The 17,372-nt window shown below is 54.8% G+C and carries 16 protein-coding genes; 6 read left to right on the top strand and 10 right to left on the bottom strand.

Features of this window, described 5'->3' with window-relative positions:
- Positions 1 to 188 precede the first annotated feature (188 nt).
- A complete protein-coding gene (locus OEV49_09655; protein MDH3891335.1) occupies positions 189 to 1,943 on the bottom strand; it encodes a DUF1957 domain-containing protein in 1,755 nt (584 codons plus the stop codon).
- Positions 1,940 to 2,332 carry a DUF3467 domain-containing protein gene (locus tag OEV49_09650; GenBank protein MDH3891334.1) on the bottom strand — a complete coding sequence of 131 codons (393 nt, stop codon included), beginning with the start codon at positions 2,330 to 2,332 and terminating at the stop codon, positions 1,940 to 1,942. Before OEV49_09650 ends, OEV49_09655 begins: the two co-directional genes overlap by 4 nt.
- Before the next feature lie 85 nt (positions 2,333 to 2,417).
- Between OEV49_09650 and rfaE1 the strand changes: the two genes are divergently transcribed.
- The 3 genes from rfaE1 (at position 2,418) to OEV49_09635 (ending at position 4,459) form a co-directional block, all read left to right on the top strand.
- Positions 2,418 to 3,443, top strand: a complete 1,026-nt coding sequence (rfaE1, locus tag OEV49_09645) for a D-glycero-beta-D-manno-heptose-7-phosphate kinase (protein ID MDH3891333.1) — start codon at positions 2,418 to 2,420, stop codon at positions 3,441 to 3,443.
- Between the two features lie 10 nt (positions 3,444 to 3,453).
- The gene (rfaE2, locus tag OEV49_09640) at positions 3,454 to 3,927 is read left to right on the top strand and encodes a D-glycero-beta-D-manno-heptose 1-phosphate adenylyltransferase (GenBank protein ID MDH3891332.1); all 474 of its coding nucleotides are present in this window, start codon (positions 3,454 to 3,456) and stop codon (positions 3,925 to 3,927) included.
- A 112-nt stretch (positions 3,928 to 4,039) separates the two neighbouring features.
- Positions 4,040 to 4,459: a LuxR C-terminal-related transcriptional regulator gene (locus OEV49_09635; protein ID MDH3891331.1), complete on the top strand. Its 420-nt coding sequence runs from the start codon at positions 4,040 to 4,042 to the stop codon at positions 4,457 to 4,459.
- 251 nt (positions 4,460 to 4,710) lie between these two features.
- Here OEV49_09635 and OEV49_09630 read toward each other — a convergent pair whose 3' ends face one another.
- From OEV49_09630 to OEV49_09595, 8 genes are all read right to left on the bottom strand, one after another.
- Complete coding sequence (locus tag OEV49_09630; GenBank protein ID MDH3891330.1) at positions 4,711 to 5,409, bottom strand: hypothetical protein; 699 nt, start codon at positions 5,407 to 5,409, stop codon at positions 4,711 to 4,713.
- 49 nt (positions 5,410 to 5,458) lie between these two features.
- Positions 5,459 to 7,696: a vitamin B12-dependent ribonucleotide reductase gene (locus OEV49_09625; protein MDH3891329.1), complete on the bottom strand. Its 2,238-nt coding sequence runs from the start codon at positions 7,694 to 7,696 to the stop codon at positions 5,459 to 5,461.
- Between the two features lie 318 nt (positions 7,697 to 8,014).
- Positions 8,015 to 8,914, bottom strand: a complete 900-nt coding sequence (locus tag OEV49_09620; protein ID MDH3891328.1) for a DUF5668 domain-containing protein — start codon at positions 8,912 to 8,914, stop codon at positions 8,015 to 8,017.
- On the bottom strand, positions 8,911 to 9,363 hold the full coding sequence (locus tag OEV49_09615; GenBank protein ID MDH3891327.1) for a PspC domain-containing protein: 453 nt from the start codon (positions 9,361 to 9,363) through the stop codon (positions 8,911 to 8,913). The genes OEV49_09620 and OEV49_09615 overlap by 4 nt, the downstream gene beginning before the upstream one ends.
- A gap of 487 nt (positions 9,364 to 9,850) precedes the next feature.
- Positions 9,851 to 11,230 carry a zf-HC2 domain-containing protein gene (locus OEV49_09610; protein ID MDH3891326.1) on the bottom strand — a complete coding sequence of 460 codons (1,380 nt, stop codon included), beginning with the start codon at positions 11,228 to 11,230 and terminating at the stop codon, positions 9,851 to 9,853.
- A gap of 1 nt (position 11,231) precedes the next feature.
- Positions 11,232 to 11,834, bottom strand: a complete 603-nt coding sequence (locus OEV49_09605) for a sigma-70 family RNA polymerase sigma factor (protein MDH3891325.1) — start codon at positions 11,832 to 11,834, stop codon at positions 11,232 to 11,234.
- Positions 11,835 to 12,815 (bottom strand): DNA polymerase III subunit delta, encoded by a 981-nt coding sequence (gene holA / locus OEV49_09600; GenBank protein MDH3891324.1) that lies wholly within the window; start codon positions 12,813 to 12,815, stop codon positions 11,835 to 11,837.
- A 31-nt stretch (positions 12,816 to 12,846) separates the two neighbouring features.
- Positions 12,847 to 13,227, bottom strand: coding sequence for a hypothetical protein (locus OEV49_09595; protein MDH3891323.1), 381 nt, complete (start codon positions 13,225 to 13,227; stop codon positions 12,847 to 12,849).
- Between the two features lie 278 nt (positions 13,228 to 13,505).
- Between OEV49_09595 and OEV49_09590 the strand changes: the two genes are divergently transcribed.
- The 3 genes from OEV49_09590 to OEV49_09580 all read left to right on the top strand — a co-directional run bounded on the left by OEV49_09590 (position 13,506) and on the right by OEV49_09580 (position 17,162).
- Positions 13,506 to 16,157, top strand: a complete 2,652-nt coding sequence (locus OEV49_09590) for a hypothetical protein (GenBank protein MDH3891322.1) — start codon at positions 13,506 to 13,508, stop codon at positions 16,155 to 16,157.
- A 502-nt stretch (positions 16,158 to 16,659) separates the two neighbouring features.
- Positions 16,660 to 16,857, top strand: a complete 198-nt coding sequence (locus tag OEV49_09585) for a winged helix-turn-helix domain-containing protein (protein ID MDH3891321.1) — start codon at positions 16,660 to 16,662, stop codon at positions 16,855 to 16,857.
- 62 nt (positions 16,858 to 16,919) lie between these two features.
- Positions 16,920 to 17,162 (top strand): hypothetical protein, encoded by a 243-nt coding sequence (locus OEV49_09580; GenBank protein ID MDH3891320.1) that lies wholly within the window; start codon positions 16,920 to 16,922, stop codon positions 17,160 to 17,162.
- The last annotated feature ends 210 nt before the right edge of the window (positions 17,163 to 17,372 follow it).

The raw sequence follows: 17,372 nt of genomic DNA, 5'->3' as shown, positions 1-17,372 counted from the left end.
AGAGCACCATGATGGAATCAACTCTGGAAATCAACCAAAAACAAGCTGACCGGAAAACCTGAGGATACCTTGTGAATAACGTGGAGGTTTGTTGAAGTATTACTTCTCGTCGTCACTGCGAACGACTAAAGGGAGCGCGGCATTCCCACACAACAAGCCCAGGTCTCTCAATACATGTGACAGACCGTTCAACTCCGCACTAAGGGTGCCGCAGGATACTCCACGGTGGCGAACCATTCCAGGTCGATGTCATCAAATAAGCAGTCTCGGGCTGAGCATTCTTTGAAGAACTCGGTGTCACCGGTGTCCAGCGGAGAACCTGCGAGCTTTTTCTCGGCCATGGCCGCCAGTCGCGTAAAGTCGTTAAAGTGTTCGCTGATTCTGAGTTCACCGTAATCCCGCGCCGACCAGGTCGAGATCAAAAATTGCCAATCCGAGGATGACAATAACATGAGTTCACGTGCAGCCTGTTTCAGGACAGCCTCCAATTCGGCGTCCTGCCTTTCGGTCCCGGACGCCCAGCGACGGGCCAGCTCGCACATCGTGTCTTCCGCTTCGTAGATATGTTTCCAGGTCCATTCGGTATGTTTGTTGAGCCAGATATAGTGATGGTTCCCTTGTCCCCAACTGCCTTCCGGGATGGATACCACACTGGTCGGTTTCCGTCGGGCCAGGTGTTCGTGCAGAAAAGTAGACTCGACATCGGCGCTGTGGTCAATATGGCGCAGCACCCGCTTGAGGAACTGAGGGCCTTCAAACCACCAATGTCCGAAAAGCTCGGCATCATACGGCGCCACCAGGATGCCGTCCTCACCACCGCTATCAGTGTAGTCGGTCAGAATCTCAGTCACTTTGCCGGCAAAGTGGTCGGCGTTCTCAGGTATGCGCTGAAGCGCTTTTTCGCGATAGTATGGTTTCTTGTCGGCCAGGTCGGCCTCGGCCGAGGTGACCGACCAGTAGCGGTGTCCACCGGGATGTCTCTTCTTATGAAAGTCAAGATAGGCACCGTCGCCGGGGTATCCGTGTTCGCCTGACCATACCAACAACCCGGTTTCCGGATCGCGCGTAAACACTGCGGTCGGCTTTTTGCCTTCCGGGGCTGAGTTTACCAGATAGATTTCACGCGGCGTCCTGTCCACAGCTTCACTACGTGGCTGGTACTGACTTTCGAACTGACCCCACAAGGTCTTCAGGGCGTCGAACCGATCAATATAAACGCCGACCGATTTCCCCCCCTTCAGCAAGGCCGAATCAATGATGAAGAAATCCAGGCCGTTCTCCGTCAGGAATTCATCTGCTCCTTTACGCGGATACGGCTCGGTAGCTACCCCGCTGCCGAGCGGGCGTTGCCAATCGTAACGCGGTCTATAGGCGCACTCCGGGAGCCAGATACCTTTGGGGTCGCGCCCGAAGTGTCGTTGGTAATTGCGCACGGCCATCTTGGTCTGAACCTGCAGCGACTCGTCGCGGGCCAGAAGCGGGTAGTAGCCGTGTGTTGCGCCGCAGGTGATGATTTCCAGATAGCCGGCATCCTGAAGTTTTCTGAACTCAAACAGAATATCCTGGCCGATACCGGCGAAGTGCTCCAGGGTATCGCGATAGAACGTCTCCCAATACTGAGACGTGGCCAGCATGGTGTTGTCGCCGAATCGGTAGAACTCCTCTGAGTCGTATTCGGCTGCCTTGATCTTGTGGTTAAGATAGTAAACGAATTCATCTTTGAACGAATTGTCGGCCAGCTGTTCGCACAGCACCGGCGACAGTCCGATGGTCAGTTTGGGATGACCGCCTTCACCTACCAGTTCGTTCATGATCCGAATAATCGGCAGATAGGTCTCGGCCGCCGCCTCGGTTAGCCAATCGGTACCATGAGGCCAGCGCCCGTGCGAAAGAACGTAGGGGAGATGACTGTGCAGGACAAATGCAAAGTAGCCTTGGCTCACTTGTTCTCCTCGTTGTTGCCTGAGTGATCGGACTCAAAGCCGATTGGATTGGAGCTTTTTTCTTTACCCCGGTGGATCTTGATCTCACCGAACTGCTTTTCAAATTTCTTCAGGTTGTCATCCAACGTCTGCAACATCATCTTCGCATGCATCGGCGTCATGATTATTCGTGCCAGGACGCGGGCTTTTTGTGAGCGGGGCATGACGCGCGCATAGTCCAATACTATCTCCGTTGGTGAGTGCATGATCATACACATGTTGGAGTAAATACCCTCGGCCTCGGTGTCACCCAACTCCACTTTAATCTGTTGCTGCGGGTGTTGCTGCATTTTATCATCGTTCCTTTTTTTCAAATGATAGGATTTCTTAGCTTGTACAAAACATCGCATTCTAATATATTCCTTTGCTAAGTCAACCTTAAATCAGGCTAAATGGCCTCGCAGGGATGACACAGGCAGCCAAAAAGGTGAGAAAATGCCGTTGACTAACGAAAGAATCGAACAAATCATCGGGAATCTCGGTCGCTCCAAGATACTCATCCTGGGCGACATCATGCTTGATGAATACTTGCTTGGCGTTGTCGACCGGATCTCACCCGAAGCACCGGTGCCGGTGGTCGAAATCACCTCCAGCAAGCAGCTTTTGGGCGGAGCGGCCAACGTGGCAGCCAACATCCGCACTCTCAGCGAGCAGCCGATTCTGTTGGGCGTGGTTGGGCCGGATGAAGCATCGTCCAAGCTGAACGGGTTGCTCAAACAGAAGGACATCACCGCCGACGCTATAATCTCCGATGAAACCAGGCACACCACTATAAAAACCCGGGTGATAGCTCACGGCCAACAGGTGGTGCGGGCCGACCGGGAAGACCGTCACGAGTTGTCGCCTGAGACCGAGCAGCGCGTTCTAAGTAAATTCGCCTCCTGGGCCGACGACATCCGGGCGGTGATCATCTCGGATTATGGTAAAGGTGTCATCACGGCCAGTCTGCTTGAGAAAGTAATCCGAATATGCCTGGACAAGGATATCTTCATCGCGGTTGACCCCAAGGAAACACATTTCTTCAATTATCGCCAGGTGTCGCTGATTACGCCCAACCATCACGAAGCGGGCTTTGCCTACGGGCGTCGGATTCGGACCGAGGCCGACCTTATGGAAGTAGGGGCCGGGTTGCTCAAGAAACTCGAAGCCCGTTCGATATTGATCACGCGCGGTCAGGATGGTATGTCGTTGTTTCAGGACGGCGCCGAACCGACCCACATTCCTACGTTTGCGCGCAAGGTGTACGATGTTACCGGCGCCGGTGATACCGTTATCGCCACTTTCGTGGCTGCCGTCGCCGCCGGGGCCGATCTGGTCGAGGCGGCTGTCGTAGCCAACGCCGCAGCCGGGCGCACTATCGGTGAGATTGGCACGGCCAGTGTCACACCGGCGCAACTGAGGCACGAACTACTGCTCAATGTCAAAAACGGCAATCTCATCACGGCCGGTTCCGGCGGGTGATGTTCAGAGCATGCCGGTCAAGAACCTGATACCCCGAACCAAAATCACAGCGCTGTCGAATCGTTTGAGACGAAGCGGCCAGCGGATCGTTTTCACCAACGGCGTTTTTGACATCCTGCATCGTGGGCATGTCGAGTATCTGTCCAAAGCCAGGTCGTTCGGCGATGTCCTGATCCTTGGGCTCAACAGCGATGCTTCAGTGCGTAGAATCAAGGGACCAACCCGACCCCTGCAGAAACAGACCGACCGAGCGGTGATCCTGTTGGCTCTTGAATCTGTCGACTATGTCGTTATCTTTGGCGAAGACACACCCGACAAACTGATCGGTCAGATCAAGCCGGACGTTTTGGTCAAAGGGGCCGACTACAAGATTTCCGAAATCGTCGGCGCCGATTTTGTGCGCTCTTATGGCGGTCGTGTCCGCCGCGTCCGGTTGACCAGAGGCCGTTCGACCAGCGGTTTGGTGAAGCGGGTTGTTCGGTAGTTTTTAGGCGGTCTCCTGCCTTATCAGGTTCCACGGGGGTTGATGCGTCTGAATCACCTACCTTTTATCCCCCCCTGTTCAGTTTCTGCACATAGCTGCCGATAAAGAAAACATGACAGCGAAGAAATCGACTTTAGAGCTTCGAAAACCGCCTACCGAAGACAAGCATGGGGCCGAGCGTCAGATCGCTCTCCAGATTCAGGCCAAAATCGACCGTGTCATACTCCCGATGTTGGACCAACTTGCCGGCAGTACCGAACCGCACCGGGCCGAACTGATTGCACGGATTCGGGCCGGTCTCAAAGAGATTTCAACGCCGTTTACCGGGAAGCTAAAGTACAGTTACTCCGCCCTTTCTCCGCGCGAGCTTGAAATCTGCAATATGATAAAAAACGGTTTGTCCTCCAAAGAGGTGGCGGCCACTCTGAACACTTCAGAAGGAACCGTGCGCAACCAACGCAAGAGCATTCGTCGCAAGCTCGGTCTTACCAAAGACAAGACCAATCTCCAGACAGCCCTCAAGACCGAGTAAGACCACTCAGTAACGACTTCCTCCATGAAACCCGGACTGAAGTCCGGGCCACCCGGCAGACAGAGGCGGGTCCGTCTTCGCCTGCGCGCCGCGGCGTGAACCCGCCGTTATTGCTTGTCAATCCGGGCTTTGACCCGGAATCCAGTACTCGACTCGAAGACTGGATGCTGGATCAGGGTGTAGGGCGGGTCCGTCTTCGCCTGCGCGCCGTGGCGTGAACCCGCCAATGTCAGCAGCGCAATGCTCCTGCCCTAGTTGGTTTGATCGTGGTGGACGAAATCCGGTCCCCATTTGCCGAAGGCAGCTTCCTTGAGCGCCTGCTCATAGTCGGTTTGATGATCGACCCGGTTTACGGTAACGAACAGGCATTCGTTGCCGACCGAGATCAGATACAGGCGGTCGCGTTGCACCTCGTAGATTCCACGACGACGCCTTGGTCCGGGACCGGGCAGTTCATCAAAGAGCATTAGCAACTCCTGCAGACCTTTGAACACCTGAGCGAATGATTTCCTGAACTGATCACTAACGGCCTGGCTATGGAAGAGTCCTGAGTTTTCAAGGCGGAAGATATGTTCGACGCCCGGCACCTCGCGCAATATATCCTTGACCGATTTTGCAGTCTCAGCCGGGTCCGGAGTTTCAGCCCCGGGTGGTTCCTCCGGGCGTTCGGTTGTTTCGGTTTGCAGTTGGTCGGGCCGGCGGCGAACGATTGCTTCTACTTCGGCGTGTTGCCGCTTCATGATATCTTCCATCAGTTGCTGCTCTTCGATGGAGCCTATCTCTTTTTCCAGACGCTTTTCAACTTTGTGCAGCACCTGCCCGGAAGATTGGATGGTGGTCGTGATACGAGGGTAGGGGTGGTAGGCGTACTCGGTCTGCAATTGCAGAGGGGTGGCGCCTGTCTTTACCAGAGAGGTTCTGCCTGCGGGTATGTATCTTTCAACCATCATAATAAGCGCACATTGGTTGATACCGTGCTACGCTTTAGTATCGGCAGTTTTAGCAGTTGGAATAACCGCAGGCGCGACACGTGAAGCAGCCCGAATCGAAAACCATGGCGCCCGAACACTCCGGGCAGATTTCATCCGGTGCGACGGGCTGTCCTGTAGAAGACCCGAAATGGGCGGCAAGCACCTGGGCGATAGCATCCGGAATCGACGACACTTTTGACCCGCCGGAGAAAACCGGGCTGGACCCGCCGATGCCCCGGAGTTGACCAATAATCCGATCCACCGGCACATGGGCGCGCAAGGCAAGCGAAACCAGCCGACAGATGGCCTCGGTATCAGCCATGGTGGTGTAGCCGGACTTGCCGATATGGGCGAATAGTTCGAACGGCTGTGAATTTCGGGTGTTCACGGTGACATACAGGTTGCCGTAACCGGTTCTGATTTTCTGAGTGAAACCGCTCAGTACTTCAGGTCGTTTCTCGACTTTCGATGTCGACTGAGACACCTGTTCGGCCGGGCCGGTAGTGGATAGCACCTGCTCAGGTCGAGAGCCGTCGCGGTAGATAGTCACTCCTTTGCAGCTTAAGTTGAAAGCCAATTCAAAAGCATGCCTGACTTCATCACGGTCGGCTGATTGGGCGAGATTGATCGTCTTGGAAACCGACGAGTCGCAGTGGTTTTGAAAGACCGCCTGCATTCGAGTATGGTCCTCCGGCGAGATATCCGCTGCCGTGAGGAAAACCGCCTTTATTTCATCGGGGACGCCATCAATGCTCTCAAGGGAACCCTCCCGCGAAACCTGGCTGATAAGCTCGTCGGAGTAAAAACCTCCTTGCTGCGCCGCCTGCCTGAAAAGTGGATTGACCTCGGTAAGGCGGGTGCCGTCGAGTACGTTTCGTTGGTAGGCGATGGCGAAGAATGGTTCGATCCCTGACGAGCAACCGGCAATTATCGATAGTGTCCCGGTCGGTGCGATTGTGCTCACGGTGCAATTGCGCATGATTAAGTTTTCTTGCGCAAATGATGAGTCTTCCCAGTTGGGGAATTTGCCGCGTTGCTTGGCCAACTCCGATGAGTGGTTGCGTGCCTCTGTCTGGAGAAAGGCCATCGTTCGCTCGGCTAAGTTCAGGGCCTCATCGCTGTTGTACGGTAGTCCCAATTGCACCAACATATCGGCCCAACCCATAACGCCCAGGCCAACCCGGCGATTTTTGAGCGTCTGTTGTCTGATTGACTCCAGGGGATAGCGGTTCTGATCGATGACGTTGTCCAAAAAGTGTACCGCGGTGCGGATTACCGAAGCCAGCCGCTCCCAGTCGATACCTTCATGCGGTTGCCCATTCGAGTAATTGGAGGGCAACGAGTCTTTGACAAAGTGTGACAGATTTATCGAACCGAGGTTGCAGGAGTCATACGGCGGCAACGGTTGCTCGCCGCAGGGATTGGTGGCTTCGATTGACTCGAAGGGATAGGTTGGGTTGGCCCGATTCATACGGTCCAGAAAAATGACTCCCGGTTCACCGGTGCGCCAGGCGCGGTCGACAATCAGGCCAAAGACATCCGCGGCATCAAGAGTCTGTTCGCGACCGTCCACGCTGTGGGTGGAGTCGGTGTGCGGGTTGTACAGCGGATAGCTCCCACCGTCGGCCAGCGCTTTCATGAAAGCGTCGGTGATACCGACTGAGATGTTGAAATTGGTAATCTGAGCCAGGTCATCTTTGCAGGTAATAAACTCGACAATGTCCGGATGATCGACTCTCAGTACACCCATATTGGCGCCACGCCGAGTGCCTCCCTGTTTGACCGCTTCGGTGGCCGCGTTGTATACTTTCATGAATGACACCGGGCCGGATGCCACGCCGTGCGTCGAAGCAACGATGGAACCGCGCGGACGCAGGCGCGAAAACGAAAAGCCGGTGCCGCCGCCAGACTGATGTATCAGTGCGGCCTGCTTATTGGTCTCGAATATCTCTTCCATCGAATCACCAACCGGCAGAACGAAACAAGCTGAGAGCTGGCCCAGCGCTCGCCCCGCGTTCATGAGAGTAGGGGAGTTCGGCAGGAAATCCAGGTCCGCCATAATCTCGAAGAAACTGGCTGCTGTGCTGTCGACCTGGGTGTCGTCACCTGAGTAATTGCGGTCGGCCTCGGCAATGTGACGGGCCACTCGTATGAACATCTCGCGCGGTGTCTCGACCGGGCGTCCTTGTTTATCCTTGCCGAGGTAACGACGCTTGAGCACGGTCAGCGCGTTTTCTGAGAGTTTGATTTCTTTTTTCGACCACATATTATGACTCCGTCGTCCTTGACTATATCGGTCCGATGGTCTCTATCTATTATAACGTCCAGAGCCGGGGGAGAGGGTCACATTTTTTTGCTGCGGAAGTGCTACAGCCGAGTCTGAAGACTCGGCCGGCACAACGCCTGCGGATATTGCCGGGTGGTGTTGGGCGACTCCGCCCGACACCCACTCTGCGTCCAGCCTGACGGTTTGGCGGGTTCACGCCGCGGCACGCGGGCGAGGACGGACCCGCCCTGCTTCCAGCACATAAAAAAAGGGGACACCGGAGTGTCCCCTACAGGAGCGTACTATGCCTTTGCAGGCTTAGAAATAATCTATCGAGAGAGATGACAGCCGCTCGTCCAGATCAACCTCGATCTGGGTTTTCATGCTGTCATAGCCATCGCTTTGGAAGGTGTCATCATCGCCGATCAAGCCCAGTCGTTCAAGATAACTGCGATACTCGGAGCCACGGACCCTCAGACCGACCGACTGGGGAATGCGCAACTTGAACCTGGAGTCCCTGCCGTCCACGACGATACGTACAAACGGCTCAAGCTCGCCAATCTTCAGATAAATAGTAGCGTCATCGGTATTCAGGTTCAAATGTTTGAGCGGCGTGGTCGACAGGTTCAGGTGCATGTCGGATTCGCTGCCGGTTAGAACCAGGTCCAATGGCGTCTTCTCATTGAACCAGACCCGCCAATCCAGGTCCTCTTCGATATCCATCTTTAAGGCGCCGCCGAAGAAGGCCAGCGGTTTGCTCTCAAGGGCTATCTTGGCCGTGTTACCCTCGAAGAGTTCCGTGATTACCGCTTTTCGGGTAAAGCGGTCAAACTCGGCGTACACGAGATCATCGCCTGAATCCCTGATAGTCAGGTTGGTACCGTCCAATGCGATCTCGGCTTGAAGGGTTCTAAGCCCCGGTTCGTAGCGGGTGGTGTGACTGCTTTCGGTGAAGAAGCTGCTTTGGTAACCTCCCGACCCGGAATAGAAGGCTATACCCAGTCCGCCGAAGAGCAGAAAGGCCGAGGTCAGATATGAAACAATCTGGACGCGGGTGCGGGTGAATATCTTCTCTAAGCCAATAGCGATCAACACCAGCGGCGAGTAAACCAGCAGCGCAATCCAGATGTCATCGTTGAAAACACCCATGTTGCGCAACAGTAACAGCAGGCCGACCGTAACCAGCAGGGTACCCCAACGTAATCGCGCCGGCGTCATGTGATCGGCCCTCCGTTAGACGGTTGAGCACTGCCGTTGTTAGCAGCAGGTTGTGTGTCACTCTTTCTGCCCCGTCTGAAAATGAGAGCTAACCCGGCCAGAATCATCAACACCGGCCAGAACTCCGACCAATCAAACCAGTAGAAACTCTCACGAATCAAAAGCACCGCCCCGATACCTATCAACACCAGCCCGGGGAGATACTTGCGCCACGATGTATCCGATTTCGGTTCTGAGGCGACTGGAGTTTCCGATTCGGCTTGCCCCTCACGCGACGGGACGATAATCCAGGCGGCGATATAGGCAAAAATCGCCACGCCGGTGGCTAAGGTCAGAATCACGGTCACTACCCGGACAAGGACCGGGTCGACTTCGAAGTACTCCCCCAATCCGCCACAAACCCCGGAGATGACTTTGTTGGTTTCCGACCGGTACAAACGTTTTTCCATAGCAACAGCTCCTGAAGATAAGGTAAGCCTGTCTCTGGTTATAAGGTACGTGGATTAACTGAGGAAGTTCAACCGTTTTACAGGCGGGAATCAGCATGAGATTATTATGGCTGTCGGGCGACTGGCCTGACAGCACTAATACAAGACCCGAGGACTTCCCGGCAACGGCTTGGCAGAAAGTGACGACGCGCCAAGCCCAAGGAAGCGACTTGTCGCCTTACCGGTGTCGGGCGAGGTCGCCCAACACCACCGACGAACGTGAACAGACAGTACCCACCTCACCCTGAGCGGAGTACCCACCTCACCCTGAGCGGAGTACCCACCTCACCCTGAGCGGAGTACCCACCTCACCCTGAGCGGAGTCGAAGGGTGAATCTTACCAAGCGTTCATGGTTCGACTCCGCTCACCATGAGGTGGAGTCCGGTGCGTAGTTCCTTGTGCCCTCTGAGTCTTCAGACTCAGAGGGTTTCCAGTACCGTCAGGCTACTACTCTTGAAGCTCATCGATCAGGTCGAGGTAATGACGGGCCCGATGCCGTGCCGGTGAGTATCTGTCTCTGGCGTGTTTCTCTATAACGACCAAGGCGCTGTCGTACTCACTTTCTCGGTCGGTCAATTCGGCAATCTTGTAACATGCTTCCAGGTATCGTTCCAGTTGCCTGGGTGACACCACGGTGTCGACTACGGGGGCAGGGGAAGCCGGTGGCGATGCCGACCCGTCCGTGGCTTCTATAGACTTTTGTGCCCTCAGGCCATATACCAACTGCTTATCCGCGAAATACGGTTGCAGTGAATCTCGCACCGCTCGCCAGTCGTCCAGGCTCTTAGTCGTATCCGGTTTTGCTTCGGCTTCCGGGGGGATTACGGCTATGTCCGATAGATCGATACTGCCTGTGGGGTAGTTTTGGTAGGCCTCTTTTGAACCGGGGAAGTCCAACGGCCCATCCACGTCCCGGGATAGACCCAGGTCCAGAGTGTAGCGAAGCGAATCGGTGGCAGAGGTGGTCAGATAGGTATCAGCTACCTCCTTCCTGGCTGAGTCTGGAGGTGCAGAGTCAACGATATACACGACCTCTCCAGCCCGGCCGCCTCGGATGAAAACATCACCATCGGCATCGGTAACCACACCAGCTCCTGATTCCAGTAGCTCATCGACCGACTCAGCCGGCTGTTCATCCGCTTCGAGTGCTGACGTCACATCCTCAGATTTGGACGGGGCTTTCTGTTTTTTGTCGACACCTCGCCCGGCGGCCTCTGCATCCTTGAGTTCTGTTATCACATCACTCTCCGCCGAAACATCAACGGGCGGGGGAGCCGCCGGTTCGTCGGACGGTGCCGCTTTACGCGCATCCGGCTCAGCCGCAGACTCGGGCGTTACTTCTGACTCGTCGGTCATGCCGACGGCGTCGATCTCATCTCGCGCCTCAAGGAGCCCGGTGTCGGGTGTCGGTGGGGCCATGATAGTGCGTGGACTTGTCTTCCCGATCCCTGAGGATTCATCGGACTTGATTGCGGTATCCCGGATTTCTCCTTCATGCAGGGCGACAAAGGTCAAGGCCGCAATCGAAGCCGCCGCCGCGGCCAGTTTCCACCCCAATCCGAACCATCCTGAACGAACAACGGTTACTTTGGATTCCTCAGCTACAGTGAGTCGGTCTTCGATCTTGCGGGCAGCAGTTTCCCAATAATCGGACTCACCCAGTCCGGCCTTGTCCTCGATCAGGCTGTCTAACCGGGCCAGATCATCCAGCCGGGCTCGACACTCGGCGCAAGACGTGAGATGCTCTTTGATCATCTGCATCTCTTCACCGGTGAGAGCCTGATCGAAGTAGGCCGAGAGTCTATCCTGATAGTATCCGTGGTTCATTTTACAACAGGTCCTTCAGACTGTCTACGAGCATCTTGCGGGCGCGATACAATCGCGAGTCGACCGTTCCGGGCGGTATTTTGAGCAAGGTGGCAATCTCGGTGTAGCTTTGGTCCTCAAAATGACGCATCACAAACACTGCGCGAAACTTGTCGGGCAATGCCTTAACCGCTTGATAGAACCTCTTTTGCGTCTCATCGTTCAAGAGATTCTCCAGAGGGCCCAATTGAGTTGACTCAGGCTCAAAGCCTTTTTCCTGCAGTTGTTCCAGCGATTCTTTTTTCTGCTCCCGTTCCAACAGGTTGAAGGCAGTGTTGCGGGCAATGGTGGCCAGCCAGGGGTAGAAACTGTGGTTCAGGTCAAACCGGTCGATGGCCTGATACGCTTTGACAAATGCTTCCTGCACAATATCCTCGGTTGCATCAAATGAACCCAACAAACCGTAAACAAATCGAAACAGCCGCTTCTGGTGGCTGCGAATCAGCAGGCCATAAGCTCTCTGGTCGCCGTTTTGTGCGGCCTCAATCAGGCTGCGCTCGCTGGTGGCGGCCTCACTTTTGTTTACCGGCGATCCGGCCTTTTCTTCCGGAGAAGTTTCATCCATCTAAAACTTGCCGCCGATCACTTTCAGGGCCAGAATCTCAAGCGCCGCCTCAGGTCTTAGGGCTTGTTTTCTAAACTCGGCATCGGTGGCGGCGATTTCGATAATAATCCGTTCCAGGCGACTCTGGTCATACAGGGCGGCTTGCTGACGAAACTTAGCAACCAGGAAACTCCGATTGCCCAACGGCTTTTTGCCGCTCTTGACAAGGTAGAGGCTGATAAAATGGGCCTGCAACAGTGAGGCGATGACAAAGGGGGCGTTTCCGTCGGCAATCAACCCGTCGATCATCTTGAGCACCGTCTGTGTTCGCCCGGCCACGATCTCATCGGCCAACGCGAATATGCTGTAGTCGGCATAACCGGAGCAGACCGATGAGATATCTTCCTCGGTCACCGTTTCGCCGGCTTGCTTGTAGTTGATCAGCTTGTTAATCTCAGCCTCCATCGGCCCGAGATTACCAGCCACTAACGCCGAGAGCAAGGTCAAAGCCTGGGGCTCAATCCCTATTTCGACTTTTTGCAGCCGACTGCGAATCGTTTTCTTCACGTCCTCCTGGGCAATCTTCTTGAATTCGACTACCTGCACCAGACTGTTCATCTTTTTGATGAAAGCGGACTTGCTCTTGGGCGCCTTGGCCACCGGAGAGGACAGGATGACCAGACGGTTGGGGTCGGCTGGTGTGAGCATCTTCAGGATTCTGTCGACTTCGGTCGGTTTGTAGCTTTGAAAGTTCGAGACAATCACGGCCTGTTTTTCACCAAGCATTGGCAGGGTGGCCAGCTCGGTGAGTACTTCGGTGCATGAAGCTTTACGAGCATCCATCTTGCGGCAATTGGTCAGTTTCAGCATGTCCGGCATGAAACTGTGGACCAGAAATTTCTGTGCCTCGACAATGCGGTAGTCGTCGGCGCCGAAAAAATAGTAGGCGGGATGAAATTTACCGGCGGATACCTCGGTCCTCAGTGTCCGGGGAGTTATCATATATGATTATACTCCCGGCAGGATGATGGCGTCAATCAAAAAGCTGATCGAAGATCGGATTGTCGCGGGCGGCGACCCAGTCGAGAGAGAAGCGATATTTGGAACGGTAGTCCAACGCTCTTTCCAAAAGGTTGGCGAATTCACCGGGCGGATGTTCGACACGGTTCACGGCGTTGATGACGTGGTGGTTGTTTCCAAATATCTGGTAGGTGTGGTTGGAAAAGTACTTCTGATTACTGTCGATGAATTCGAGCAAAGCCAGTAGCGAGGCAAAGTCGGAATGGTCCGAATTGGCTCCGGAAAACGGCGCCTTAAACGATATCCCGATATCCGGGATGATAAAAGTCACCACCGCGCTCTTGGCCAGCTGGTTATCGGACGGTAGCTCATACGAACCGAAGAAGCACTCCATGCCTTCCACAATGCAATTAGTGTGCCCCTTTAGACGACTTGCGTATCTTTATGTGAGACAGTAGAATACTCTCCCTTGCGATGGCGCAGCCGTGAAGTCGATTGCGGAAGTTTGCACAATTGTGCTTCTGCATAATCAACAAACTCCTCCACAAATCCCTTGTTGAAGCGTGGTTATAGCCTTAGCTTGAGCATGCGTTGCTACAGACTCTGACTGTGGCAAGTTCCACCTCCTGCCTCACTGACCCGAGCGCTGTACTTAGACAGAGGAGGTCCTGCGTGTTGAGTCAATCCCGATTTCCGGCTCTTTGCCGAGCGGTCGTATGCTGTTTTTTGCTGACGGTCACCACCGTATCTGCTCGCTCTCCGGCCGGGGACAACCCCCCTTCCAGCGGGATGAGTCTGGTCGATGAACCGGCTTACTGCAACACATTCCACAATGTCGGCAAACTGAAGCTGGCCGTATCAAATGTCGGCCGTCCAGGCGGATTTGTGATGAAAGAAAGGTATGGGGATGGGTATGGGGGTTGTTTTGAAATAATCAACTGGGATGCTCCTCAATGGGTCTGCGAGTATCCGAAACAAACGGGGCTTGAACATCTCCATAGTGCTGCCCTGTGGGTGGGCGCGATTGTGGGAATTGATACTCTGGTGACAAGCGGTGAAGATGACTGGTGGGGGCGAAGTGAGTTTGCACCGGATTTTGCGCCATCCGGACAGATGGAGCGCCGTTCGATTCTGGACCCCGAGTCACCCGAATATGAAGGAGCTCACTCTGAGCAAGATATTATCGCCGTTTACTATGACACCCTGGAGTCTCTTCACCGATGGGCGTGGGGCTCACGGCGTCCCAAACCGATAGGCATCAAGGTTACTCAAAAATCGTATGCCTGGTCTTACCAATACGCAGAGGACTTTGTGCTGTACGACCTCAAGATCGAAAACATGGATTACCGACCGCTAAAGGATGTATACATTGGACTATTTGTGACTTCCTCCGTAGGCTTCGCAGGGGGGTACGGTGACGACATTTGTGGTTTTCTGCGCACCTTCCCATCGCACCGGGGTTGCGAATTTGATGATACACTTAACCTGGCCTGGGCGGCCGACGCCGATGGAGATTGGTATGAGTATGTCCCACCGAGGAGGTGGTTATATCGAGCCGAACGGCTGTGGTACGGGGGGGCTACATGGTTGCTGAGTCGGTCGATCTTTAGCGTCGCCGGTACTGAAATCCTGCGGTCACCCTCCGCCGACTGGGACCTCTCGTACAACTGGTGGACATGGGGTTGGGGCGGGACTGACTTTGGCCCTCAGTCACGCGACCACTACAGGAGATTTGAAAGCGGTGGCACAGGAGTACCATACACGGATGCAGAAAAGTACTTCGTCATGTCCAATGAAGAGTTCGACTATGATCAGGTGCGCACCGGACGTATCGCACCGGGCCATCAAACATGGCCGTATCCGGGCCCGGAAATTGCCGACGGGGTGGCGCAAGGGGGAGGAATGCAGTACTTGTTGTCGTATGGTCCCTTCCAGGTGGGTCCATACGCTTCGCTTCCGCTTTCCTTTGCGACTGTGCTGGGCGAAAACTTCCACTCCGACCTTTTCAATGCCGACAATTTGCCTGACCGCCCTTACGAGTACTACTCCAATGTCGACTTCTCTGATTTGGCGCTCAATGCCAGGTGGGCGCGCTGGATATATGATAACCCCGGCTATGACACCGACAATGACGGTTATCGGGGTGAGTTCAGAGTGTGTGGTGTGGAATCGACGCTGTCTGACAGTGGATGGCTCCTGACCGAAGCCGACACTTTTTGGTATCGGGGCGACGGCGTTCCGGATTTTCGAGGTGCGTCGCCCCCACCGGCCCCGGAGTTCTGGGTCACGCCGACTGTTCGCGGGTTACACGTCCGGATTAACGGCCAGCGATCCGAAACCGAGAAGGATGTCTTTTCGGGCATTGCCGACTTCGAAGGTTATCGTATCTATATCGGACGCGACAATCGTAAAGCAAGCTTCTCTGTGGTGGCATCGTACGACCGTGAAAACTACGACCGCTACACCTGGGACAACGAACGTGTGGACGAAATCGGTTTCCCGGAACCCGGTTTTGTTCTGATGGATGTTCCATTCACGCTCCGTGAGTTGCGTTGTTTATACGGCGGCGGTTCTAATCCGTGCGACGATTCAAGCTTCCACCCTCTCCATTACCCCCACAGCCGACCCTTCTTCCACCGGGAGTTCGGTGACTCAGTGTTTTACTTCGTCCCGCACGATTTCAATACGACTCAATACCCGGAAGACATGCCAATTCGAAAACGCTTCCCGCAAGCCCCGGACCCCAGAGGGATACCTGTCGACGAACTGACCGACGATTACTACACTGAGGATAGTAGCCTGAAGTTCTTTGAGTATGAGTATACTATCGAGAATCTTCTGCCAACGGTACCCTATTGGGTGAGCGTCACGGCTTTCGATTTCGGCTCGCCCACCGGTGGGGTTGACGCTCTTGAAACAGTTATCACCGATGTTATGGTCGAAGCGTACCCTATCAACTCCGAAGCCGAAGCGTCCGGCGAGTTTGGCAATGTCTATGTCTATCCGAATCCGTATCGTGGCGATGCGGGCTTTCGAGACAAGGGCTATGAACTGCGGACGCGCTCGGACCTTCCCAAGTACCGCGTACATACGATTCACTTCACCAACCTGCCGCCCAAGTGCATCATAAGAATCCATACTCCCGACGGTGATCTGGTGCGTGAGATTCGTCATGATTTCGATCCTGCCGACCCGGTCGCGCGCGACCATGATTGGCATCTGGTGACACAGAATCATCAGTTGGCAGTGAGTGGATGGTATTACTGGACGGTGGAGTCACCCGACGGTCGTGTCCAGATCGGCAAGCTGGCCATTCTGTTGTAGTTTGTAAAACCCGGCTTTATTGGTCCCGTTACGTCAAGTTTCGTGCCCGGCAAATGTCCACATCTGCCGCCTCGGGTGTCCGGCTCAAACCTACAGGCTGTGTCACAATGTGGTTTCGCAGGGTCCTGACCACGCCCTAGGCGTGGTTGTGACCCTGCGATTATCACTAATGCGTTGTGTAAGAGCAGCCTTTGAAACCTCCGGTTCACACGCTCCCTTTCGGCGAACGCAGGAACCGGAGGAACTTGCATCTGCCGCCTCGGGTGGCTATCGCAAACCTTGTGTGGAGCGGGAATCCATCCGAGTAAGAACCACCCCCAAAGCGACTTTGAGGATGCCACCCAGAAACGCGCGAGACCCGTTTGATGGGTGCCACCCGGCAAGGCCTCGGGCGCTATTCATACTTATGAAATCTGCAGTACCAACCGACATAATAAAGACAATCGTGTCGTGGTTCGAAGTAGCACAAGAGAATAAAGAACTCTCTGGCAAGGAGGGAGATATGCAAACAAAAGTCGGAGAAACCGCCGGCAAGATCTGGGAAGCTCTGGCCGAACGAGGCGAAGTGAGCATCTCTCGCGTTCCCAATATCGTTAGCGAGAAACTGGTGATCACCTATCAGGCTCTGGGCTGGCTGGCCCGTGAGGGCAAGATCAAGTATTCATGTAAGGGCAACGGGACATACGTGTCACTACCCTGATTCTCACTACTGAATAATCTGCGCAAATCAACATGCTTCCCTGGGATGTGATGGTGATGCGGATGGTTCAGTACTTCAACGGTCGTCTGAAAAAGCTCAGCATCCTCGACCTGAAGCTGATTCAGGTAGCCGCCATGCTGTTCGCCCTGATTGCCGTGAACCTGGTTTCACTGCTTGTAACGGTGAACATCTGGTGGCTGTTCGGGATATTATTCCTGGCTTTGATCAGACCGACCTATGCGTTCTGCATAAAGACAGAGGCTGATTCAACAATCTCGACACATCCTGCAACGTACCTGTTCTGATACACCCCTCGACCCCAGGCTGTGTGATAATGTGGTTTCGCAGGTTCCTGACCACGCCCTAGGCGTGGTTGTGACCCTGCGATTATCACTAAAGCGTTGTCTAAGAGCAGCCTTTGAGACCTCCGGTTCACACGCTCCCCTTCGGCGAACGCAGGAACCGGAGGAACTTGCCTGCCGGGTCTTGGTCCCGCGTGGGACCAGGGAGGAACC

It is taken from the genome of Candidatus Zixiibacteriota bacterium (genome assembly GCA_029860345.1).
GTDB lineage: Bacteria > Zixibacteria > MSB-5A5 > GN15 > FEB-12 > JAJRTA01.
This window is presented reverse-complemented; position numbering and strand designations above follow the sequence as displayed.